Annotated in this window: 17 protein-coding genes; 3 read left to right on the top strand and 14 right to left on the bottom strand. The window is 68.7% G+C overall.

Annotation, left to right across the window (positions count from 1 at the left end):
* Positions 1-11: 11 nt before the first annotated feature.
* From CVA01_RS06160 to CVA01_RS06170, 3 genes are read right to left on the bottom strand one after another with little or no spacing between them, the layout of a single operon-like run.
* Positions 12-1223, bottom strand: a complete 1212-nt coding sequence (locus CVA01_RS06160) for a Bcr/CflA family efflux MFS transporter (RefSeq protein ID WP_014009002.1) — start codon at positions 1221-1223, stop codon at positions 12-14.
* 43 nt (positions 1224-1266) lie between these two features.
* Positions 1267-2088, bottom strand: a complete 822-nt coding sequence (locus tag CVA01_RS06165; protein WP_141329426.1) for a DUF2705 family protein — start codon at positions 2086-2088, stop codon at positions 1267-1269.
* Positions 2088-3107, bottom strand: a complete 1020-nt coding sequence (locus CVA01_RS06170; RefSeq protein ID WP_141329428.1) for an ABC transporter ATP-binding protein — start codon at positions 3105-3107, stop codon at positions 2088-2090. Before CVA01_RS06170 ends, CVA01_RS06165 begins: the two co-directional genes overlap by 1 nt.
* A 54-nt stretch (positions 3108-3161) precedes the next feature.
* Between CVA01_RS06170 and CVA01_RS06175 the strand changes: the two genes are divergently transcribed.
* The 3 genes from CVA01_RS06175 to CVA01_RS06185 are packed head-to-tail and all read left to right on the top strand — an operon-like array spanning position 3162 to position 8187.
* Positions 3162-4607, top strand: coding sequence for a GlnX family signal transduction membrane protein (locus CVA01_RS06175; RefSeq protein ID WP_170209711.1), 1446 nt, complete (start codon positions 3162-3164; stop codon positions 4605-4607).
* On the top strand, positions 4607-5737 hold the full coding sequence (locus tag CVA01_RS06180; RefSeq protein ID WP_141329430.1) for a transporter substrate-binding domain-containing protein: 1131 nt from the start codon (positions 4607-4609) through the stop codon (positions 5735-5737). Before CVA01_RS06175 ends, CVA01_RS06180 begins: the two co-directional genes overlap by 1 nt.
* Positions 5738-5739: 2 nt before the next feature.
* The gene (locus CVA01_RS06185; RefSeq protein WP_014008997.1) at positions 5740-8187 is read left to right on the top strand and encodes a serine/threonine protein kinase; all 2448 of its coding nucleotides are present in this window, start codon (positions 5740-5742) and stop codon (positions 8185-8187) included.
* A gap of 229 nt (positions 8188-8416) precedes the next feature.
* On the opposite strand, the gene CVA01_RS06190 is transcribed toward CVA01_RS06185, so the two are convergent.
* From CVA01_RS06190 to CVA01_RS15535, 11 genes are all read right to left on the bottom strand, one after another.
* On the bottom strand, positions 8417-9625 hold the full coding sequence (locus CVA01_RS06190) for an acetate kinase (RefSeq protein WP_141329434.1): 1209 nt from the start codon (positions 9623-9625) through the stop codon (positions 8417-8419).
* Between the two features lie 20 nt (positions 9626-9645).
* Positions 9646-11079 carry a phosphate acetyltransferase gene (pta, locus tag CVA01_RS06195; RefSeq protein ID WP_141329436.1) on the bottom strand — a complete coding sequence of 478 codons (1434 nt, stop codon included), beginning with the start codon at positions 11077-11079 and terminating at the stop codon, positions 9646-9648.
* 114 nt (positions 11080-11193) lie between these two features.
* Positions 11194-12153, bottom strand: coding sequence for a sulfite exporter TauE/SafE family protein (locus tag CVA01_RS06200; RefSeq protein ID WP_041629773.1), 960 nt, complete (start codon positions 12151-12153; stop codon positions 11194-11196).
* Positions 12150-12836, bottom strand: coding sequence for a sirohydrochlorin chelatase (locus CVA01_RS06205; RefSeq protein ID WP_244938174.1), 687 nt, complete (start codon positions 12834-12836; stop codon positions 12150-12152). Before CVA01_RS06205 ends, CVA01_RS06200 begins: the two co-directional genes overlap by 4 nt.
* Positions 12837-12869: 33 nt before the next feature.
* Complete coding sequence (locus CVA01_RS06210) at positions 12870-14177, bottom strand: sulfate adenylyltransferase subunit 1 (RefSeq protein WP_174775608.1); 1308 nt, start codon at positions 14175-14177, stop codon at positions 12870-12872.
* The gene (gene cysD, locus CVA01_RS06215) at positions 14177-15139 is read right to left on the bottom strand and encodes a sulfate adenylyltransferase subunit CysD (RefSeq protein ID WP_052302447.1); all 963 of its coding nucleotides are present in this window, start codon (positions 15137-15139) and stop codon (positions 14177-14179) included. Before cysD ends, CVA01_RS06210 begins: the two co-directional genes overlap by 1 nt.
* Positions 15121-15960 (bottom strand): phosphoadenylyl-sulfate reductase, encoded by an 840-nt coding sequence (locus CVA01_RS06220; protein ID WP_174775609.1) that lies wholly within the window; start codon positions 15958-15960, stop codon positions 15121-15123. The genes cysD and CVA01_RS06220 overlap by 19 nt, the downstream gene beginning before the upstream one ends.
* A gap of 208 nt (positions 15961-16168) precedes the next feature.
* Positions 16169-17938 (bottom strand): ABC transporter ATP-binding protein, encoded by a 1770-nt coding sequence (locus CVA01_RS06225; protein WP_141329438.1) that lies wholly within the window; start codon positions 17936-17938, stop codon positions 16169-16171.
* Complete coding sequence (locus tag CVA01_RS06230) at positions 17935-19575, bottom strand: ABC transporter transmembrane domain-containing protein (RefSeq protein WP_141329440.1); 1641 nt, start codon at positions 19573-19575, stop codon at positions 17935-17937. The genes CVA01_RS06225 and CVA01_RS06230 overlap by 4 nt, the downstream gene beginning before the upstream one ends.
* 39 nt (positions 19576-19614) lie before the next feature.
* The gene (locus CVA01_RS06235; protein WP_041629770.1) at positions 19615-19809 is read right to left on the bottom strand and encodes a hypothetical protein; all 195 of its coding nucleotides are present in this window, start codon (positions 19807-19809) and stop codon (positions 19615-19617) included.
* Positions 19806-22940, bottom strand: a complete 3135-nt coding sequence (locus CVA01_RS15535) for a nitrite/sulfite reductase (protein ID WP_307723360.1) — start codon at positions 22938-22940, stop codon at positions 19806-19808. The genes CVA01_RS06235 and CVA01_RS15535 overlap by 4 nt, the downstream gene beginning before the upstream one ends.
* Positions 22941-23097 lie beyond the last annotated feature (157 nt).

A 23097-nucleotide genomic window follows, 5' to 3' on the forward strand; every position in this document is an offset into this window, starting at 1 on the left:
GTAGCCCCTCGTCAGCCGCGCCGCCCCACAACCCCGGAGGCGGCGGCGACGAGCGCACAGACGACCATGACCACCGCCATGGTCAGCAGGCCGTCCTCCCCCAGTCCCACCAGTGGCGAGACGATTCCCGCCGTGATGAACTGACCCGCACCCAGCAGCGCGGACCCGGCCCCGGCGCGTCCCCGCGACAGATCCATCGCCAGCGCCGTCGTATTGCCCATGTTCAGGGCCGTGCCGACTGTCAGCAGCGCGGTGCACACGATCACGGCGGGCAGTGACGGTGCGACCAGAGCAACGGTGAGCAGGGCCACCGCGCCGACGACGAGCAGGATGTGCCCCGTCCGCTGCAGGGTCGCCGGTCCGAAATGACCCACGATCCGGGCGTTCACCAGGTTGGTCACCACCATCGCCACCGCATTGCCGGCGAAGACGAGACTGAAGGCCCCGGCAGACAGCCCCAGCTGGTCCTGCATGACAAAGGACGAGCCGGACACGAAGCTGAAGAAGACACCGAAGCCCACGGCGAAGGCCGTGAGGTGGCCGGCGAAGGGGCGGATCCGGCACAACCCGCCCATCCGCCGGTAGACATCACCCAGGGAGCCGGTGGCCCGGTTCTCGGTGCGGAGGGTCTCCGGCAGGGACACCGCGACGAACAGCTCGAGGACGCCCACCGCGGCCAGCACCCAGAAGACACTGTGCCAGCCGGCGACGCCCGCGACGGCACCGCCGACGACCGGTGCAAGGATCGGCGCGACCGCGGTGAAGACCATCATCGTGGACAGTGCCTTGGCCGCCGCCGCGCCGGAGGCCCGGTCGGCGATCATCGACCGCCCGAGCATGACGCAGGTACCGCCGGCGGCTCCCTGGAAGAACCGGGCGACGGTGAACAGTCCGATGCCGGGGGCGAGAGCACAGGCGACAGAGGCCACCAACCACACGACCGATGCGGTGATCAGCATGCGGTGGCGTCCCACCCGGTCGGACAGCGGCCCCATGACGAGCTGCCCGAGGGCCATACCGACCATGAATCCGGTGATCGTCAGCTGGGTGACGGAATCAGCGACCCCGAACTCGTCGGAGATCTCCGGGAGGCTCGGCAGGTACATGTCCGTGCCGAACGGCCCCGCCGTGGACAGCAGAGCGATGCCGAGGAGCATCCCCAACGGCAGTGCCGGGCGGGTGGGACGGGCGGCCGGGGTATCGGGTGTGGGATGAGATGTCACAGCAGTTCAGAATACCGGCCGGTCACGGTACTCACGCGACCGCTCAGACGTCGCGGCGACGCAGGACGACCACTCCGGCGACGTAGATGATCACCGCCCAGACCACGAAGTAGATCACCGAACCACCGATGCCCCACGGGGCGTCATCGAGGGCGCTCTGGTAGATACCTGCGTTGAGGTTCTTGAACGGCAGGTAGGGGGTGACCCAGTCACCGACCTTCGGGATCATGCCGACCAGGTCCTCGAGCAGCAGCGCCCACAGCAGCAGCAGGGCCACCGCCCCGGCGGTGCGGCGCAGTATGTACCCCACGCCGATCGAGATCATGACGATGAGGACAGCCGTCAGGGTCATCAGCAGGACGACGCTCCAGGCACCGTCAGCGGACATCGAGAGTCCTTCGGTCAGTGACGTGTCGTCCAACTGGGCATCCGCCATCAGCTTGGTGAGCCCGATGCTGACGATGCTCATCACGAAGAAGACGGTGGCCGAGATGACGCCGTAGACGATCACCTTGGCGGCTGGCATCTGCCAGCGCTTCGGTGCGGCCAGCGCCGCCAGCTTCGCGGTGCCGTTGCCGTACTCGCCGGTGACGAGGATGACCGCCTGGATGATGACGATCATGATGCCGAACAGCCCCAGACCTGAGACACCGTTCGAGGCATCGAAGAGGTCGGCCGGGTCGCCGAGCGAGGCGATGGTCTCGGCGTCCTGGTCGTCCAGGGCCTGCTGGAAGGCGTATCCGTTGGCGAAGCCCATGAGCATCGCCCACCCGATCCCGAAAAGGACGATCAAGGCAGTGGTCCAGTAGAAACTCTTCGTCGAGCGCAGCTTGATCCACTCGGCGTTGATGGTATTGAGCAGCATCAGTTCGCCCTTCCCTGGTTGATGTCCCGGACGGTGCCGGGAAGATCGGTGATACCAGGCAGCTGCTGCCCGACCGTTCCGGCGTCCTGCCCGGGATCGGGGACGCCCCCGGTCTGGTAGTCCACGGCGTGGCCGGTCATCTGCATGAAGGCGTCCTCCAGGGACGCCCGGCGCTCCGAGAGTTCCAGCAGCATGAGTCCGTAGGAGAAGGCGATGCGGCCGATGTCGTCCGGTGAGGTTCCGCGGGCGACGAGAACGGCCCGGTCGTCGTCGTCGGTGGACCGCTCAGTCTCGATCCCTTCGTCACCGAGAGCCTTCTCCAGCTGGTCGAGATGCTCCGAACGCACCACGGTGGTGGACTCCGAGGAGTTCCTGATGAACTCGTGCGTGGTGGTGTCCGCGACGAGTCGACCCCGGCCGATGACCACGAGCCGGTCCGCGGTGAGCGACATCTCCGACAGCAGGTGGGAACTGATGAGCACGGTGCGGCCTTCTGCCGCCAGGGAACGGACGAAGTCGCGCACCCAGCGGATACCCTCCGGGTCCAGACCGTTGACCGGCTCATCGAGAATGAGCGTGTCCGGGTCGCCGAGCAGCGCGGCCGCCAGGCCGAGACGCTGCCCCATGCCGAGGGAGAACTTGCCGGCCTTGCGTCCTGCCACATGGGACAGCCCGACGAGGTCGAGGACCTCGTCAACCCTCTTCCGGGGAATGCCGTTGGCCGCGGCCATCCACTTCAGGTGGTTCGCTGCGCTGCGGTTGGGGTGAACCCACTTGGCGTCCAGCAGGGTGCCGACCCTGGTCAGGGGGCGATCCAGGTCGCGGTACAACTTGCCGTCGACGGTCGCGGAGCCCGCGGTCGGTTCGTCAAGACCTGTGATCATCCGCATGGTGGTGGACTTACCGGCGCCGTTCGGGCCTAGGAATCCGGTGACGATCCCGGACTCCACCGTGAAGGACAGGTCCTCCACGGCCGTCGCGGGACCGTACCTCTTGGTCAGTGACTGAACTTCGATCATGGCAACTATGGTGCCATACCACTCAGGATGACATCGGTCAGTATCATCGGTCCCATGTCCGCGCCGGAGAAGGCGACGACCGGTCCGTCGCCTGTGCAACTCACCACCGACACCCCCGAGGGGGCGACGGGGCCGGGTGCCCCACGTCGCGACACCGACCGGTGGATGGACGAGGAGCTGTTCCGCGAGAGTCCCCGCCGGATCCACATCTTCACCCCCCTCGTCGAAGCACCGCGCCGCTTCGCCCGCTTCGTGTCCACCACTCCGGGTCTGCTCACCGTGGTCTCCGTGGTGCTGGTCCTGGCGATTCTCGCGGCCGGCGGTGCGATGGCCGGCTCCTCCGGCAACCGGCAGGGCGACCTCAACACCCTGGTCAACCGGTCCGAGCCGGTGGCCTTCGCCGCCCAGGAACTCTTCAACTCCCTGTCGGTGGCAGACTCGGTCGCCGCCACGAGTTTCCTGTCGGACTCCTCCCGGACCGCCGACACGCAGGAGTCCTACCGGGAGGCGCTGGACACGGCGTCCCGCGCGGTCGTCCGGGCGGCCAACGGGATCGACGACCCGTCCAGCCGGGAGATGGAGCTGATCCTGGAGATCCAGGAGAAACTCCCGACCTATGTCAGCCAGGTGACCGAGGCCAGGGCGAACAACCGGCAGGGCTACCCGCTGGGGGCGGCGTACATCACCCAGGCATCCGCGATGATGCAGGACGAACTGCTGCCCGCCGCCTCCGAGCTCTACGACCGGACAAGTTCCTCGGTCGTCGACCAGCAGCACAAACTGACCCGGCCCAGCTGGTTCGCCCTCTCCGGACTGCTGGCCGCGGTGTGCCTGCTGTTCGTCGCGCAGTTCTGGCTGGCGGCGTGGTCCAACCGCAGGATCAATGCGGGGTACGCCACCGCCACGGTGCTCATGACGGCCGCGCTGATCTGGGCCTCCGCGTCCGCCCTGACGACCTGGCAGGACGGACCCCGTGGAGTGGCCGGTACCTCCCAGCCCCTGCAGACCCTCACCTCACTGCGGATCGGGGTCCAGCAGACGCGGTCCACCGAGGTCCTTGGTCTGGTCCAGCGTGACTACACGACCGACAACCAGACCGACTTCACCGACCGGATCGCCGGTATCGACGCCCGGTTGGAGGAACTGCGTGGGGTCACCGACAGCAAGGAGAGCCGGGAACGGATCGACACTGCCAGGGAGTCCCTCCGTACCTGGGACAGCGCCCACGCGAACATGGTCTCCCTGGTCCGGCAGGGCAACTACACCGATGCCGTGCAGGCGGCCGTCGGGGGTGGCGACGACAGCGTCAGTGAGAGTTTCTCGGCCCTCGACCAGGACCTCGAGGTTCTCATCGACGACTCACGTGACCAGCTCCGCGACTACCTCTCCGACGCCGGACGGGCGGCCAGCCGGGTGAACCTCCTGGTCTTCGTGCTGTCACTGCTGTCCATCCTCTGCGTCGTCCAGGGCACGCGCCCCAGGCTCCAGGAGTACCTGTGATGATATTCCGCTCCCGCACCAGGGTCATTCCGGTCACCGCCGTCCTCCTGTTTTCCGCCGTGGTACTGGCGTCCTGTTCCAGCGGCGACGGGCTCCAACAGTGGCCCGACCCCGCCGACCCTCAGGTCCCGCTGCCCACAGGAGCGGTGTTCAGCGATGGTGGGGACACCGGCGACGTCCAGGACGACGGCGGCACCCCCTTCGGGTCGCTGCGCCCGGGGTACGCCACCCCGGAGCAGCGTGTCCCCGACATCATCGACCGGGGACGCCTGATCGTCGGCGTCTCGCAGTCGATGAACCAACTGGGGTTCCGGGACCCGGTGACCGGGGAGATGGCCGGCTTCGAGGTCGACATCGCCCATGAGATTGCCCGCGACATCTTCGGCGACCCCGACCGGGTGGACTTCCGCTACATCGAGGGTGACGGCCGGGATGAGGCGTTGCGAGACGGTGACGTCGACATCGTCATCCGTTCGATGACGGTCACCCGACTGCGCCAGATGAACGTCGAGTTCTCCATCCCCTATCTCACGGTCAGCCCACGGCTGCTGGTCAACCGGAACTCCGGGATCGCCTCCGAGGAGGATCTCGCGGACAAGACGGTGTGCGCGACGACGAGATCCACCAGCGCCCAGTCACTGACCAGCATCGACCACAACAGGCTACTGCTCACGGAGACCTGGCCGGACTGCCTCATGGCGATGCAGCACGGACAGGTGGACGCGATCTACTCGGATTCGGCCGTTCTCTCGGGCCTGCTCGCCCAGGACCCGAACACCGAACTGGTGGGTATGAGTGACCACACGGACCACTACGCCGTCGCGACGGCGCCGCCGACCATCCGGAACACCGCCGGCCTGGTCAGGCAGGTCAACACCACCCTGGAACGGCTCCGTTCCGACGGCACCTGGAACCGGCTCCACGGACAGTGGCTGGCCCCGTACACCGGGGCAGGGTCCCAGCCGGAGCCGGTGTACCGCACCGACGAGGAGTCGACCGAGCTACGGAATCTGCGGCGGGAGGCTGAAGCAGCTGAGACATCTGAGGCGTCCGGCGCCTCAACCACCGCGGCGGCCGCACCGACCACCGCGGCCGACGACGAGGGCGACGACGAGGGCGAAAGGAGCTGACCGTGGACGACAGCACGCGCGACGAGCAGGAGAAGGCCAGGGAACAGGCACAGGACCGGGCCCAGGAGAAGGGCACCGAGGCGACCTTCTTCGACCCCTTCGCCGACGATGACGACGAACCCGAGATCGATCTCGCCGATCTGCTCGGTACCCCGGCACCTGCGTCCTCCCCTGATGACGCCGGTGAGGACTCCGCCGCGACCTCCGCCACCCCCTTCGACCCGTTCGCCGACGACGAGGACTCCGACCCCGGCGCGGCAGGCGGTGGAGACTCCGGACAGGACGCCGGCGAGCGCAGCCGCCGCGAGGCCCTCTCCACCTTCCGGCAGCGCCGCGGAACCTCGCGCGCCGGCGCGGACATCGCCGGCGGCATGGTCCGCCTCCCCTTCCTCCCGCCGACCGATCCGGTCACCGCCGTGATCGACCCGGCCGACGAGATCGCCAAGGGCACCGAGGCACCGACACTGAACCCCGGGGACATCGTCGCCGGCCAGTACGAGGTCATCGGCACCATCGCCCACGGCGGTATGGGCTGGATCTACCTGGCGCTGGACCACAACGTGTCCGACCGCTGGGTGGTGCTCAAGGGCATGATGGCCACCGTCACGAAGCAGGAACAGGCCGTGGCGGAGTCCGAACGCGCCTTCCTCGCCGACATCACCCACCCCGGGATCGTGAAGATCTTCAACTTCATCGACGACGCCCGCAGCCCCGGCGGCTTCATCGTCATGGAGTATGTCGGTGGTCCGTCGCTGCGCGACCGGCGCCGGCTGCAGCCGGACAACACCCTCGAAGTCGACATCGCCATCGGTTATGTCCTGTCCGTCCTGCCCGCGCTGGAGTACCTGCACTCCCGCGGTGTGGTCTACAACGACCTCAAGCCGGACAACATCATCGCTACTGAGGACCAGGTCAAGCTCATCGACCTGGGTGCGGTGACCGGCATCGGCGCCTACGGCCACATCTTCGGCACCAGGGGATTCCAGGCGCCCGAGATGGCGCGCACCGGGCCGACCGTCGCCAGTGACATCTACACCGTCGGCCGCACACTGGCGAGCCTCGTGGTGAAACTCCCTGTCACCGACGGCGTGTACGACCCCGGTCTCCCCTCCCCCGACGATGAGCCGATGTTCCGTCGCTATCTCTCCCTCTACCGCCTGCTGGAGCGCGCCACCGACGACGATCCGGACGTGCGCTTCTCCTCGGTGCGCAGTCTGCGTGACCAGTTGGTCGGCGTCCTGCGGGAGGTCCTGGCCATCCGCGACGGACGCCAGTTCCCGCACTCCGCCACCCGGTTCACCGCCCAGCGTTCCACGTTCGGCACGAACCACCAGCTCTTCCGCACCGACCAACTCCTCGACGGTATCGAACGGTCCGTGGAGATCACCGCCCCGGAAGTTGTCGCCGCCCTGCCGATCCCGCTGACCGACCCGAATGACCCGGGAGCCTCACTGCTCTCCGCCGCGAGCCTCACGGAACCGGGTGAGATCATCGACACGCTGAGTACGGCGATGGACCAACCCGGATTCGAGCACTCCCGCGAGATTCCGCTGACGATGGTGCGTGCCCAGCTCGATCTCGGCATGACCGCCGAAGCCGAGGCACGGCTGCGGGACATGGACACCACACTGCGCCGCGACTGGCGCCACCAGTGGCTGTCGGGGGTGTGCGCCCTGCTCACCGGTGACTTCGTCGCCGCCCAGCGGTACTTCAACACGGTGCTGAACATCCTTCCCGGCGAGCCGGCACCGAAACTGGCGCTGGCCGCGACCGATGAGCTGCTGCTCCAGGAGCAGGGGGTGAACACCATCGGGCTGCTGGACGCCGGGATCCGCCGGTCCGCCATGGCCCTGACCTACCAGCAGGGACTGAACCTCGACGAGGTGGCCGTGGTGCCGGGGTGGACGCACCTCACCCAGGACCCGGTGGCACTGCGGTTCCACGCCCTCCGGCTGTACGGCCTGGTCTGGTCGACGAATCCGACGACGGTCTCCTCCGCCTTCGGCATGGCCCGCCAGCTGCAGGCGGAGGGGATGGTCGATCCGGCGGTCGCGACGCTCGACAAGGTGCCCGCGAACTCCCGGCACCATGAGATCGCCCGGATGACGACGGTGCTGATGTTCATCACCGACCGCGCGGACCTCAGCGAGTCCCGCATCCGTCGTGCCGGGCGACGCCTCGACCTGTTGCCCACGACCGAACCCCGGATCCCCCAGCTGCGTATCGCGGTGCTCTCCGCGGCGCTCGACTGGCTGCGTGACAGTGAGGAGGCCGGGAGCCCGGTCCATATCGGTCCCGGCCAGCTCTTCGACGTGGACTTCACCGAACGCGGACTGCGGGCGGGCCTGGAACGCGGGTTGCGGGAGCTGGCCCGCCAGTCGCCGTTCGCCCGGCACCGGTTCCGGCTGGTGGACATGGCGAACCGGATCCGTCCGCGGACCTGGTTCTGATCTGTCGATGCCCGTCCGCTCATCACTCCCTCTGGTCCCGTGTTCTGGTCCCTGGTGCGGGATATCGCACCTCGCGCTCACTTACCGACGGTAAGCGTAGAGGTCAGATTTCACCCCACCCTGATGCAGGTGCGATATTCCGCACCGACCGTGCCGTGAAACAACGCCCCCGTCGGACCGTCATCCGGTCCGACGGGGGCGTCACCCTCAGCGGGAGATCAGCGGCAGATCAGTTGTCCGCGAGTTCGGCGGCGGCACGCGCGATGGCGAGCTCCTCGTTGGTCGGGACCACGAGCACCTTGACGGCCGAATCCTCGGTGGAGATGATCCGGGCACCCTTGACGCCCGCCTCGTTGTTGTTCAGCGCGTCATCGATCCTGATGCCGAAGTTCTCGAGGCCGGCCATGGTGTCGCGGCGGATGCCGACGTGGTTCTCTCCAACACCGGCGGTGAAGGTGATGGCGTCGAGGCGTTCCAGCTCCAGCATGTAGGAGCCGACGTACTGGCGGACCCGGTGGACGTAGATGTCGTAGGCCTCCTGGGCGTCCTTCTCGCCTTCGTTGATGAGCTCCTGGAGCAGGCGGAAGTCGTTGACCCCGCACAGACCCTTGAGACCGGAGCGACGGTTGAGCAGAGTGTCGATCTCGTCGATGCTCATCTTCGCTTCGCGGACGAGATGGAAGATCACCGAGGGGTCGATGTCACCGGTACGGGTACCCATGACCAGACCCGCCAGCGGGGTGAGACCCATGGAGGTGTCGATGGCCTCGCCGCCCCTGATCGCCGTCGCCGATGCACCGTTGCCGAGGTGCAGCGTGATCTGGTTGACGTCCGCCGGGTCCTTGCCGATGATGTCGGGCACCAGTCCGGAGACGTACTGGTGGCTCGTGCCGTGCGCCCCGTACCGGCGGATGTGGTACTGGTCGGCGATATCGCGGTTGATGGCGTAGCGGGCGGCGGACTCCGGCAGTGAGTGGAAGAACGCGGTATCGAAGACCGCGACATGGGGCACGTCCGGGAGCAGTGCCCGGGCATTCTCGATCCCGTCGAGGTGGGCCGGGTTGTGCAGCGGGGCCAGGGGGATCAGGGAGCCGATCTGTTCGGCGACCCGGTCGTCGATGATGACCGGCTCGTTGAAGATCGAGCCACCCTGGACGACGCGGTGGCCGACGGCGTGGACGTCGAGGTCCTGCGGTCCCACACCCAGCATGGACATCATTCCGAAGGCACGCTCCAGACCGACGGAGTGGCTCAGGATCGGACGACGGTCCTCGATGGTGTTGTTCTCGGTCACGATGCGGATGTGGCCGCGGGACTCACCGATCTGCTCGACAAGGCCAGAGAGGAAGGGCACGTCGGGGTTCTCCGCCTGCAGGTCGAGGACCTGGAACTTGATCGAGGAGGAACCGGAGTTGAGGACCAGAATGTGCTGCGTCATGGCTGTGTACGCCCTTTCGGTTAGTTGCCGGCCTGGATGGCGGTGATGGCGACGGTGTTCACGATGTCCGGGACGGTGGCTCCGCGGGACAGGTCGTTGACGGGCTTGTTGAGCCCCTGGAGGATCGGGCCGACGGCGAGTGCGTCGGCAGTGCGCTGGACCGCCTTGTAGGTGATGTTTCCGCTGTTGAGATCGGGGAACACGAAAACGGTGGCCTTACCGGCGACATCGGATCCCGGCAGCTTCTTCTGGCCCACGGACTCGACGACGGCGGCGTCGAACTGCAGCGGACCGTCCACACCGAGGTCTCCGGCGGACTCGCGGGCGATCGTCACGGCTTCGGCGACGGCCTCGACGTCGGCACCGGCCCCGGAGGAGCCGGTGGAGAAGGACAGCATGGCGACCTTCGGGTCGATGCCGAACTGTGCGGCGGTCTTCGCGGACACCACGGCGATCTCGGCGAGCTGTGCCGGCGTCGGGTTCGGGTTGACTGCGCAGTCACCGAACGCCCAGAGCACGCCGTCCATGACCATGAGGAAGATCGAGGAGACGATGGACGCCTCGGGCACGGTCTTGATGATCTGGAAGCTCGGCTTGATGGTGTGGGCGGTGGTGTGGGCGGCACCGGAGACCATGCCGTCGGCGAGGCCGAGGTGGATCATCATCGTCGCGTAGTAGCTGATGTCCTTCATGGTCTCGCGGGCCTCGTCGAGGGTGACGCCCTTGGCCTTGCGCAGCTCGGCGAACTCCTCGGCGAAACGCTCGAGGTCGTCGCCCTGGGTCGGGTCGGTGAGCGTGGCACCGGAGATGTCGAGACCGAGCTCGTGGGCGCGGGCGGCCATGGCGGCCGGGTCACCCAGGATGGTGAGGTCGCAGACCTTCTTCTCGAGCAGCTGGTGGGCTGCGGTGAGGATGCGGTCGTCGTCGCCCTCGGGCAGCACGATGTGTGCCTTGGCCTCGCGGGCCTGGATGATCAGGTTGCGCTCGAAGACCTCCGGACCGATGACCGGGGTGGACGCCTCGGCCTCGTCGACCTTGTCGAGGGCGAGGAACGGGACGGCGGTGCCCTCGGCTTCCAGGGCGGAGGATCCGTGGGTACCGTCCATCACGGCGATGCCGCGGGGTGCCCGACCGACGCGCACCAGCTGACCGGACACCTGCTGGAGCTGGAGGTGGTCCTGCTCGCCGGCGGCGACGAGGAACTGGGGGACGCCGACTGCGGCGGCGAGGCGGGAGTCGAACATCGGCTCACCGGTACCGACGAGGACGCCGTCACGGTCGCCGAGTGCGACGTCGAGTGCCGCGCTGAAGTCCGGGGCCGAGGGGCGCAGGGTGTCGAAGATGTCGGTGACGTCTCCGACATCGGGGCCGTGGCTGGCGGCGAGGGTGCTGATGAGCTCCCCCCGGCGCCCGGCTGCGGTGGCGATCGGACTGAGCACGGCGCGGACTGTCACTGATTTCTCCTGGAGTCGTCGACTGCTGTGGTGAGGTCTACATGGACGTTACTATTGTGCACGGAACCACAGTCGGTGACCAACGCCACAGGAGTGGGGGACATCGTACCCCCTCTAACCTGTGGTAAATGCGCCCGGAGCGGGGGCACCCGCGTTATCCACAGGTCCGTCGGGCTCGGCGTCCTCCGCCTGCCGGACAGCCCTCCGGCGCAGCAGCACGCGGGTCAGAACCACAGCGACGACGATCACGACGACAGCGACCATCGCGGCACCGGCCCAGCCGAGGGCGTTGATGACGCGCACCCCGTTGAGCACGATGAGCATGGAGCCCACCACCGCGCCCAGGACATCCGGGTTGACGACCGTCACGACCCAGGCGGCGATCGGTGCACCGATGAGCCCGCCGATGAGCAGCCCGAGTACCGGCTGCCACGATCCGTGGACCTGGTCCAGGCCGAAGATGAACCCGAGGGACGCCGACACCGCGACGAGGAACTCGGCGGTGTTGACGGTGCCGATGATCTTGCGGGGCTCACGACGTCCGACACTGAGCAGTGTCGAGGTGGTGACGGGACCCCAGCCGCCGCCACCGGTGGCGTCGAGGAAGCCACCGCCGAGGCCCAGGGCGGCCAGCCCGAACCTGCCGTGGGCCGCCGGCGTATGGGGCGTTCCGGCACCGTCGGCGAACTCGGAGCGCTGACGCCGTTTCCAGGGCAGCGCGACACTGCGCACGAGCACATAGGCGCCCAGCAGCAGCAGGATCGTGGAGACCACCGGCTCGGCGGACTCCGTCGACAGACCCGACAGCACCGTCGCGCCGACGAAGGCGCCGACCGCCCCGGGGACGCCGAGAAAGAACACGGTCGGCCAGTGGACGTTGTTGAGCTTCCAGTGGGCCAGGCCGGAGAAGAGCGTCGTCCCGACCTCGGCGAAGTGCACGGCGGCACTCGCCTGGGCCGGGGCCGCGCCGGAAAGGATCAGCGCGGTGGTGGCGGTGATGCCGAAGGCCATGCCGAGGGCACCGTCGACGAGCTGGGCGAGCAGCCCGGCCACGGCGAAGAGCAGGAGCTTCATCCGGCGGTCCTTTCTCGGGCCCGGTGGGCGGTCAGTGGGGCGACAGCGGTGTCCAGGGGGACGCCGGTGGTGACGGAGATGTTGTCGGGCAGTGCGGTGAGAACGTCGACGGCGGCGTCCCACAGGGTCCCCGGGGAGATGAACAACGGTGCGACGTGCACCGGGCCGGTGGCGCGGCGTACCGCGTCCACCAGTGCATCCACTCCCCCGGAGGGGCCGGTGGCGGTGACGAGTTCGGCGCCGACCTCGGCCCGGCGGCCGACGTCGGCGGCGAGCCCGGCGACCGTCTCATCCGCCCCGGGCACCGAGGACCCCACGGAGTAGAGGACAAGGTGTCCGGTGCCGGGCGGGATACGGGACGCCAGCAGTGCCGCCACATCCCCACCGGTGCCGATCCCGTCGGCCAGGGTGAACTCCAGGCCCGTGGCCGCGCTCGCCTCGGCGAGAGCCTCGGGGACGTCGTGGCGCATGTGGAAGGCGCGGGTGAACAGCAGCGGGACAACGGTCGCGCGCCGGTGCCCTTCTGCGGCGAGCAGATGGGCGACGGTGGTGAGCGTCAGTGCGGAGAAGTCAAGGTAGGAGGGGTGTGCCGGTGCTCCGGTGAGACCGGAGACGGCGTCCGCGATACGGGCGACGGCGGCGTCCGCCTCCGGGTGCCTGGACCCGTGTGCGAGGCAGATCACCGGCGTCACCATGTGCTGTACCTGGTCCTGTCCCTAGTCGACCGAGGTGACGAGACCGGCGGTGAGGGTGTCACCGTCGCCCGGGTTGATCAGCAGGAAGGAACCGACCCTGCCACCACGGCGGTAGGCCTCGACCGGCAGCGGCTCGGCGACGGTGAGGCGGACCTCGGCGATGTCGTTGAGCGCGAGCTGGGCGCCGAGGTCACCCTGGTCCTCATCCTCGTCGAGGATGTGGACGCGGCGGACGATCTCGTCGACGCGGGCCCGGACAGTGGCGGTGCCGTAGCGGAGCAGGACATTGCCGCGCACCCGCACCGGGGACTCGGAGAGCTGGAAGACCAGGGCCTTGAAGCTGTTGACCGCGGCCGGGATGGCGTCTTCGTCGGTGGCGGTGGCGATGAGGTCACCGCGGGCGATGTCGATGTCGTCGGCCAGACGCAGGGTGACGGACTCGCCGCGCGCGGCGCTCTGCTGCTCCCCACCGGGGCCGTCGATGCCGACGACGGTGCTGGTGCGTCCGCCGGCGCCGCCGATGGTGACCTCGTCACCGACGGAGACGGAACCGGAGGTCAGACGACCGGCGTAGCCGCGGTAGTCGGTGGCGTGATCGCGGATGACGACCTGGACCGGGAAGCGCAGGCCGCGCTTCCTGCCGGCGTTGATACGGGCCGGCTGGGCGGTCTCGAGGATCTCGAGGACGGAGGGGCCGTCGTACCAGGGGGTGTTCTCCGACCTGGTGACGACGTTGTCGCCGAGCAGCGCGGAGGTCGGCACGATGTCGACCTTCGGCAGGTCGAGTTCGGTGGCCAGGGCCTGCACGTCGGCGGAGATGCCGTCGAAGACCTCCTGCGAGAAGTCGACGGCGTCGATCTTGTTCACGGCGACGATGACGTGCGAGGTGCGCATCATCGCGGCGACGGTGAGGTGGCGCTTCGTCTGCTCGATGACGCTGTTGCGGGCGTCGATGAGCACGATGACCAGCTCAGAGGTCGACAGGCCGGTGACGGTGTTCCGGGTGTACTGCACGTGCCCGGGGCAGTCCGCGAGGATGAAGGACCGCTTGTCGGTGGCGAAGTAGCGGTAGGCCACGTCGATGGTGATGCCCTGTTCGCGCTCGGCACGCAGGCCGTCGACCAGCAGGGACAGGTCCGGGTTCTCCAGGCCCTTGGCGGCGGAGACGCGCTGGACGGCCTCGAACTGGTCGGCGAGGATGGACTTCGTGTCGTGGAGCAGGCGTCCGACGAAGGTGGACTTGCCGTCGTCGACGGAGCCGGCGGTGCACAGCCGCAGGGTGGGCAGGGCGGTGGTCACGGTGTCGTTCTCCAGGGTTGCGGCGGTCATCAGAAGTAGCCTTCCTTCTTGCGGTCCTCCATGGAGGACTCGGAGAGTTTGTCGTCGGCCCGGGTGGCGCCGCGTTCGGTGGTGGTGGAGGCCTTGATCTCCTCGATGACATCGTCGATGGTGGCGGCGTCGGAGAGCACGGCACCGGTGCAGGACATGTCGCCCACGGTGCGGTAGCGCACGGTCTTCGTCTCGACCGTCTCGCCCTCCTTCGGGCCGCCCCACTCACCGGCGGTCAGCCACATGCCACCGCGGTTGAAGACCTCGCGCTGGTGGGAGTAGTAGATTTCCGGGATCTCGACGTTGCGCGCCTTGATGTAGTCCCAGATGTCCGCCTCGGTCCAGTTGGAGATCGGGAAGACGCGGATGTTCTCGCCGGCCTGGTGGCGGCCGTTGTAGAGGCCCCACAGTTCCGGACGCTGACGGCGCGGGTTCCAGCCGCCGAAGGAGTCACGCACGGAGAAGACGCGCTCCTTGGCGCGGGCCTTCTCCTCGTCACGGCGGGCACCGCCGAGCACGGCGTCGTAGCCACGGTTCTGGATCGTCTCGACGAGCGGGACGGTCTGCAGCGGGTTACGGGTGCCGTCGGGACGCTCCTGGATGGCACCGGTGTCGATCCAGTCCTGGACGTGGGCGACGTGGAGGCTGATCCGCGGATCGGCGGCGACGCGCTCGCGGAACTCGATGACCTCCGGGAAGTTGTGGCCGGTGTCGACGTGGATGAGTTCGAAGGGCACGGCGGCCGGGGCGAAGGCCCGCTTGGCGAGTTCGAGGACGACGACCGAGTCCTTGCCGGAGGAGAACAGCAGGCCCGGCTTGTCGAACTGGCCCGCGACCTCGCGGAGGATCTCCATGGCCTCCGCCTCGAGGCTGGCGAGATGGGGGCTGAGCTCGTTCGTCTTCTGGTTGTCGGTGGTTTCAGGCGTTTCGGGAGTTGCAGTGGTCACAGGTGGAGTCCGCATTCTGTCTTGGTGGAGCCGGCCCAGCGGCCGGAACGGGGATCTTCGCCGGGGGCGACGGGCAGGGTGCAGGTGGCGCAGCCGATCGAGGGGTACCCCTGCTTCGTCAGCGGGTGGATGATCAGGTCGTGGGCCTCGATGTAGTCCTCGACGTCCTGGTCGGTCCATGCTGCGATCGGGTTGATCTTCAGTCGGCCGGTGCGGTCGACGTCGAGGATCGGGGTGTCCTTGCGCAGTTCGCTGTCGACCCGCTTCACGCCGGAGATCCACGCCTCGTAGGGGTTGAGCATCCGGGCGAGCGGTTCGACCTTGCGCATCCGGCAGCAGGCGGTCGGGTTGGAACGGTAGAGGTTCGCCCCGTACTCGCGGTTCTGCTCCTCGACGGAGAGGACGGGCTCGACGGTCTTCAGCGGCAGGCTGTACCGCTCGTCGACCTCGCGGGCGACATCCATCGTCTCGTCGAAGTGGTAACCGGTGTCCAGGAACACGAGTTCCGCATCGTGGACGCGACCCTGGGCGAGTTCGGCGAGGACCGTGTCCTGCATCGACATGGTCACCGCGACGGTGCCGGTGACGTGCTCGTTGACCCAGTCGAGGATCTCTTCGGCGGTCTTCCCGTCGAGCCTGTCGTTCCATTCGTCGACCAGGGCCTGGTGGGCGGCACTCTGCTCGGCGGTGAGGTGGGTCGTGGTCGTGGGGGCGCCCGCGGGGCTGACCTCGGGGTCCTTCCGGGGCCGGTCAGGGGTGTCTGCGGCGGCGGTGCCGCCGAGTCCCACGAGACCGGTCAGCGCCGTGATACCGGCGCCTGCTCCCGTGTTCGTCATGGCTGTTCTTCCCTGCTCTTCTCTGGTGGACTTCTCTGGCGTGACCGGCCCGTCGTCAACAGACCGGTCGGTCTAATGCTGCACCAGACTAGACCACTCGGTTCATCATGAGCAACAGGGATTGCCCGTACCTCTACAGGAGGTTTTTGTACCTACAGGTCAAGGTGAATAAAACTCCCAGACAGAGGGGTCTACCCACGTGCCGGTGTCACCGTCCCCGCGACCACACCGACCACAGCTCGGCATAGCGTCCACCGGACGCCACCAGGTCGTCATGGGAGCCCCGCTCCACGATCCTGCCGTCCTCCATGACGAGGATCTCGTCGGCCTGCCGCGCCTGGTCCAGCCGGTGCGCCACCGTGAGCGCGGTGCGCCCCTCCGTCAACCGCCGGGCGGCGTCCTCCAGGGCCTGGGCACCGGCCGAGCCGGCCTCCGCCGTCGCCTCGTCGAGCACGACCACCTTCGGGTCACGCAACAGCACCCGGGCCAGCGCGAGCTGCTGGGCCACCACCGGGTCCGGGATGACGCCACGGGCGCCGACCTCGGTATCCAACCCGTCCGACAGCGTCGCCAGCCAACCGTCGGCGCCCACCGCCACCAGTGCCGCCGACAGCGCGTCATCGGTGGCATCGGGGGCGGCGAGCAGCAGGTCGTCACGCAGCGTCCCGGAGAACACGTGGACCTCCTGGGAGACCAGCGCGAGACGGGCCGCACGCTCGGAGTCCGACAGTGCCGTCACCGGTACCCCGTCGACCGTCACCGCACCGGAGGTCGGTTCACGCAACCCGGCCAACAGCGTGGCCACCGTGGTCTTCCCCGCCCCGGACGCCCCCACCAGGGCCACCGTCTTCCCCGGCGCGATCCGGAAGCTCACGTCCGACACGGCCCAGGCGTCCTCCCCGTAGCGGAAGGCGACGTCGTCGAGGACGACCTCGCCACGGGCCTCCGGTGCCCCGGCGTCCGGAACCGGACGCGGCGGATCAACGGTCACACCGATGATGCGCGCTAACGAGGCGTAGCCGGACTGGGCGGCGTCCAGCACCCGCATCACCTGCTGCAGCGGGCCACGCACGCGGATGATCATCAGGGCGGCACCGGTGACCGCGCCGACGCCGAGCGTCCCGTGGTCGACGAGGAAGAATCCCAGCACCAGCGCCGAGGTGATCATCACGAACTCGGCGATGAGCATCCGGTTGAGCAGCCGGACCATCACCCGGTTCGCTCCGACGGCGTTGTCCACCACCGACCAGGACGCGTCACTGATCCGGTCGTGCATGTCACGCTCCATCCGGAACGCCCGGACCGTCCGACGGCCGTGGATCGCCTCGAGGACGCGGCGGGCCCGCAGTCCCATCGAGGCCCGCTCCGCGGCGAAGAGCTGCGGCGCCTTGCGCAGGTAGGCCCGGGCGGAGAGCCAGTACACCGGGGACACCAGCAGGATCACGGCGAGGAACCGCCAGTCGACGGTGAGCAGACCGATGCCGGTCGCGACGATGACGAACACCGCCCCGGACAGCACCGGCAGCACCTCCATCACCGCCGAGGAGGTCTGGGCGACATCGTCGGTGGACCGGCTGACGACATCACCGGTACCGGCGTCCTCCACCCGGTGCATCGGCAGGCCGAGGGCGGTACCGACCATCTCCTCACGCAGGTTGGCGATGAGCCGTTCGGAGAGCCTGGCCAGCAGGAAGTACCCGGCGCCGTCGGTGACACCCGCGATGACTGCGGCGGCGGCCATCAGACCGGCGGTGCGCCACAGGTCACCGTCGGTGCCGGAGGTCGCGATGTCGACGATGCGCCCCATCAGGCGCGGCACGGAGACCGTGCACCAGGCTCCGATGCCGAGCAGCGCGGCGGCGGCCAGTGCCTGCCACCACGCGCCCGGAACCGCCCTGAGCTGCCGGATGATGTCCCGGCGGGCCTGCGCCCAGGTCGCCAGCGGGAACGCCTGGATCTTCGAGGTTGTCGGGGTCATGCGTGCACCTCCGCCAGGGCCTCGTCGAGATCGACGGCGTCCCACCGGGTGGTGGCGACGACCTGCCACGCCGGCGCCTCGGACAGGACGAGGACACGGTGGGCGGGATGGCCGGAGCCCGTGTAGCGGGCCGCGACCCGCTCGGCGATGTGCTGCTCGGTGACCGAGTCCACCGCCGTCGTCGGATCGGTGAGCACCAGCAGTTCAGGGTCCGCGGCGATCGCTCGGGCGAGGGCGACACGTTGACGCTGACCACCGGACAGGCGGCGTCCTCCCTCCCCCACCGGACGGTCGGGACCACCGGGGATGTCCGCGCAGTCGGCGACCTCCAGCGCCTCGGCGGCGACAACGGGGTCGGGGTGGACATTGTCGCACAGCGGGCCGTCGAAGAGGTCGGCGGCGTGCGGGGCGACGATCACCCGGTGGCGTGGCATGCGGAGCAGGGCCTCAGTCACCTCGCCGGCACGGGCGATGTCGCGGACGACGGTGACGCCGACCGGCATGGCGTCGATGAGTGCCTGCGTCTCGGCGTCCGCCGCCTCATCGGGTGTGGCGTAGGGGGCGGTGAGCACGCTGACGACACGGCGGGCGGACGCGGCCGAGGTCGCCACGCGGGTGGCGAAGTTGCGACCCAGCATCGTCATCGGGTGGACGACGTACTGGGACAGGCCGACGACGGTGATGAGCTGGCCGACGGTGAGCCCGTCGTGCAGGGCGAGCCAGCCCGCGGCGACGCCGACGGCCACGACGTACACCGCGCCGATGGACTGGGTGGTGGCGGTGAGCCGGGCCTCCGCGGCGTTGGCGGCGACCGTGGCATGGTAGGCCTTTTCGGAGTAGCCGTGGTAGCGGGCCTTCATCGTGGAGACGACACCGAGACCCTTGATGATCCGCAGACCCTGGACCGCGTCGGTGGCGACCGAGGCGGTGCGCGCCAGTGCCTGCTGCCGTGCCCCGGCTCTGCTGCGCAGGGGTCGGGCGGCGCGGACCGAGAGCAGGACCACCGCCGGAGCCCCGAGCAGGACCGCCAGGCCGAGCCGCCAGTCGACGGTGAGGACGACGGCGGCGACGTAGAGGATCGACCCGAGCTCAGCGACGGGGAAGACCGTCATGACGATGATGTCTGCGGCCTTGTTGGCGTCCGTGCTGGCGATGGAGAGCAGGCCACCGGCGGTGCGTTCACCACCGGCACCCTCACGGCCGATACCCCGGGGATCCTGGATCCGGTCGGTCACCGCGGTGCGGACGTCATGGCTGACCTGCTGGAGGATCATCTCCAGGAAGCGGCGCCCCAGCCAGACGGAGACGCCGTTGAGGAGGAAGAGCAGCGCGAGGACGCCGACCCACAGGAATAGGTGACCGCCGTTGCCGGTGGCGACGGCGTCATCGATGGCACGGCCGACGACGACCGAGGTGGTGGCGTTGCAGAGGAAACCGAGCAGCATCCCGCCGGAGGCGAGGAACTGCCGGGGACGCTGCGAGAAGGCGACCTTGAGAAGCCACCGGGGGTCGTCAGGGGTGGGGAGGCGGGACGGTCGGACGCTGAGCAACCCTGATCTGAGGATCCTGCCGTCCGGATGTCGTGCCTGCTGTGCCTGCTGTGCCTGCTGTTCCCGCTGCTCCTGCTGTACCGCCATGGAGGCCGAGGTTACCCTGCTCTCCGACGTGACCGGGTGCTACACACCCCGGGGCAGCTGGCCGTGCAGCTTCACCGAGAACACCCGACGGCAGTCGCGGCATTCCCAGGCGTTGTCCGTCTCCGGGTCCGGCCACAGGTTCTCCGAGGCGCAGTACGGGCAGTGCATCACGGTTGCTCTCCTGGGGTTCGGGTGGGCGGACTTCCCGCTGATGTCGCTGTTGGCGTCCTTCACTGGAGCTGCTCCTCCGGCGCGCGGAGGACCCAGTCGCGGAACTGCTCGTCGGCGCTGGTGCGGTTCTCCTTGTAGTTCTCCACGACGCGGACGACATAGTCGTCCAGACCGGCGGAGGTCACCTTGTGACCGCGCAGCTTCTTGCCCCAGTCGGGGTGCATACCCAGCGCACCGCCGAGGTGCACCTGGAAGCCCTCGACCCGGTTGCCGTCGTCGTCGGTGACGATCTGCCCCTTCAGGCCGATGTCCGCGACCTGCGTACGGGCGCAGGAGTTCGGGCAGCCGTTGAGGCTGATCTTCAGCGGCACATCGAGGTCACCGAGCTTCTCCTCGAGCTGGTCGGCGAGACTGATCGCACGCTGCTTGGTGGTGACCAGGGCGAGCTTGCAGTACTCCAGACCGGTGCAGGAGATGATGTCGCGGCGGAAGCTGGACGGCCTGGCCGAAAGTCCCTCCTTCTCCAGGGCCTCGGCGAGGTCGTCCACGGCGTCCTGTTCGAGGCCGAGGAAGATGAGCTCCTTGTCCGGGGTGGTGCGGATCTGCGTGATCCCGCGCTCCTCGGCGAGATCGGCGAGGCGCACGAGCTGGTCGCCTTCGGTATGGCCCACGGTCGGCTTGACGCCGACGTAGAACTTCCCGTCCCGTTGCTCGTGGACGCCGACGTGGTCGCGGTAGCCCGGCCAGACCTCCGGCTCGGGGCCGTCGATGAGCGTGTGACCGACGTAGTCTTCCTCGAGGATGCGGCGGAACTTCTCCACACCCCAGTCGGCGACGAGGAACTTCAGGCGGGCACGGTTACGCAGCTTGCGGTAGCCGTAGTCGCGGAAGATCCGGACGACACCGGCCCACACCTCCGGCACCTCGTCGAGGGGGACCCACACGCCGAGACGCTGGGCGAACATCGGGTTGGTCGACAGGCCGCCACCGACCCAGAGGTCGAAGCCGGGGCCGTGCTCCGGGTGCTCGGAACCGATGAAGGAGACGTCCTGGATCTCGTGGGTGACGTCCTGGCGACGGTTGCCCGAGATGGCGGTCTTGAACTTGCGGGGCAGGTTGGTGAACTCGTCCCTGGTGAGCCAGTTCTCCTTGATCTCACGGATCGCCGGGGTGGCGTCGATGATCTCGTCCTTGGAGACCCCTGCGACCGGGGACCCGAGGACGACGCGGGGCACGTCACCGCAGCCGAAGAAGGTGTCGAGGTTGACGGCGGCGAGCCGGTCCCAGATCTCCGGGACGTCCTCGATACGGATCCAGTGCAGCTGGATGTTCTGGCGGTCGGTGAAGTCGGCGGTGTTGCGGGCGAAGTCCGCGGAGATACCGCCGATGACGCGCAGCTGCTGCGGGGTGACCTGGCCGCCGTCGAGCCGGATGCGCATCATGAAGTAGCGGTCCTGCAGCTCGGCGTTGGTCAGGGTGCCGGTCTGCTCACCGTCCATGTCCTGACGACGCTGGGTGTACATACCGATCCACTTGAACCGGGGCGCGAGATCCTCGGGCGGGATCGAGTCGAAGCCCTCCTTGGCGTAGATCTCGCGGACGCGGTCGGCCACGGCGAGGCCGGCGTCCTCCTGCTTGATGCGCTCGTCACCGTTGAGCGGCTCTTTGCCGTCGATGAGCCACTGGCCCTGCGGCTTCGGCGCCTTGCGGTCCTCCTTCTCCTCGTCGGTGAGGACCCTGGGAGCCGGCGGGGCGTCGGCGATGGCCTTCTCCAGAGCCGCGGTGGCCTTCTGGACGGCCTTGGAGGCCTTGAGTTCGTCCCAGCGGGCCTTGCGTGCCGCGGAGAAGAGGTCGGAGTTACCCGGTTCAGCTTCGGCGGCGGCCTCTGCCTTGAGGGTGGCGGCGGCGAACCCGTTCTGCGTCTCCTCGGCGGCGGCGAGGGCCTCACGTGCCTCGATGACGGCAGGGTCCTCGGCCGGAGTCTCAGGCTCGGCGGAGGTCTCGGGCTCGGCGGTGACGTCTGCCTCGGCCGCCGGCGCGGGCTCAGCGGGTGCTGCGGGTGTGGCGGGTGCGACAGCCTGGGCGGCGACGGTCGGAGCCGCACCGTGCAGCGCTGCGGCGGCAGCCACAGCCTGGGCGGCCTGCTGGGCGGCGGCGCGGGCGCTGCGGGCCGCCTCGGCGAGCAGGGTGTTGGTGGGGTCCGCTGCGGCGGCGCGTTCGGAGGCGTCAGCGGCGACCGCGAGCACCGAGGCACCCGAGCTGACCAGGGCGAGAGTGTCCTGGGTGAGCACGGGGGCGGAAGGTGTGGCGGCGGCGGCCGGAGCCGCCTGGGGACCCGGGACCTCGGCAGCGGCGGGGACTTCTGCGACCGGGGTCTCGGTGGAGGTCTCGGCGGCCGCATCCTCGGATTCCGCGGAACCGTCGGCGTCGTCGCCCTCGACCGCGGCCTTGCGGGCACGCTTGAGGGCACGGGCCGCCTTCTTCTGCGCCGCACGTGCACGTCGGGCGGCAGCGGACAGCTGCTTGTCGTCCGGGGCCGCTTCTGCAGCGGCCTCGGCGGCCTCCGTCGCAGATTCGGCGTCGGCAAGCTGACGCTCCGCATCGGCGATGGTGAGCGGACCGGCAGGTGCCGCGTCGGTGTCGTCGGTGTCGTCGGCGGCGTCGGTTGTGTCGGTCGCATCCTCGACATCATCGGCCGACGCGGTCTCCGGCGCAGCCGCCTCAGCTTCAGCGAGCGCCGTGGCGGCCTTCTGCACGGCCTTGGTCCCCTTCAGCTCGTCCCAGCGCGCCTTGCGGGCAGCGGCGAAGAGATTGGAGTTGCCCGGATCCGCCTCGGCAGCGGCATCCGCACGGACCGTGGCGGCGGTCAGCTCAGCCTGGGCATCCTCGAGACGCCGCAGTTCAGCGCGGGCGGCGTCGACCGGGGAGAGCTCTTCTGCAGGGGTGGCGTCCTCAGCGTCCTCCGGGGCATCCCCTGTCTCTTCGGACTCCAGAGCTTCCTCGGCCTTCTTCAGCGCGCGTGCGGCACGGCGCTGCGCGTTACGCGCCTCACGGAGCTCATCGGCGAGCTGGTCATTGTCCGGGTCAGCCTTGGCGGCGTCGGCGGCGGACGTGGCTACCGCCGCAGCGTCTTCCTTGGCTGCGGCAGCCTTGCGGACCGCCTCACGGGAAGGCGAATCGGTTGCCGTGGTCATAGGCCCCTTCTCTCTGCACAGACAGTTCGGTCTAGCGGTCGTCGGCGTCCCACACTAGACCGCTCGGTACATATGCACAACGCAGGGACACCTCAATTCGGCTCCCCTTGCACTGAACAGACCACTCGGTCTATAGTCGGGGGCCGTCACACCTGTA

This window comes from Corynebacterium variabile, assembly GCF_006539825.1.
Classification (GTDB): domain Bacteria; phylum Actinomycetota; class Actinomycetes; order Mycobacteriales; family Mycobacteriaceae; genus Corynebacterium; species Corynebacterium variabile.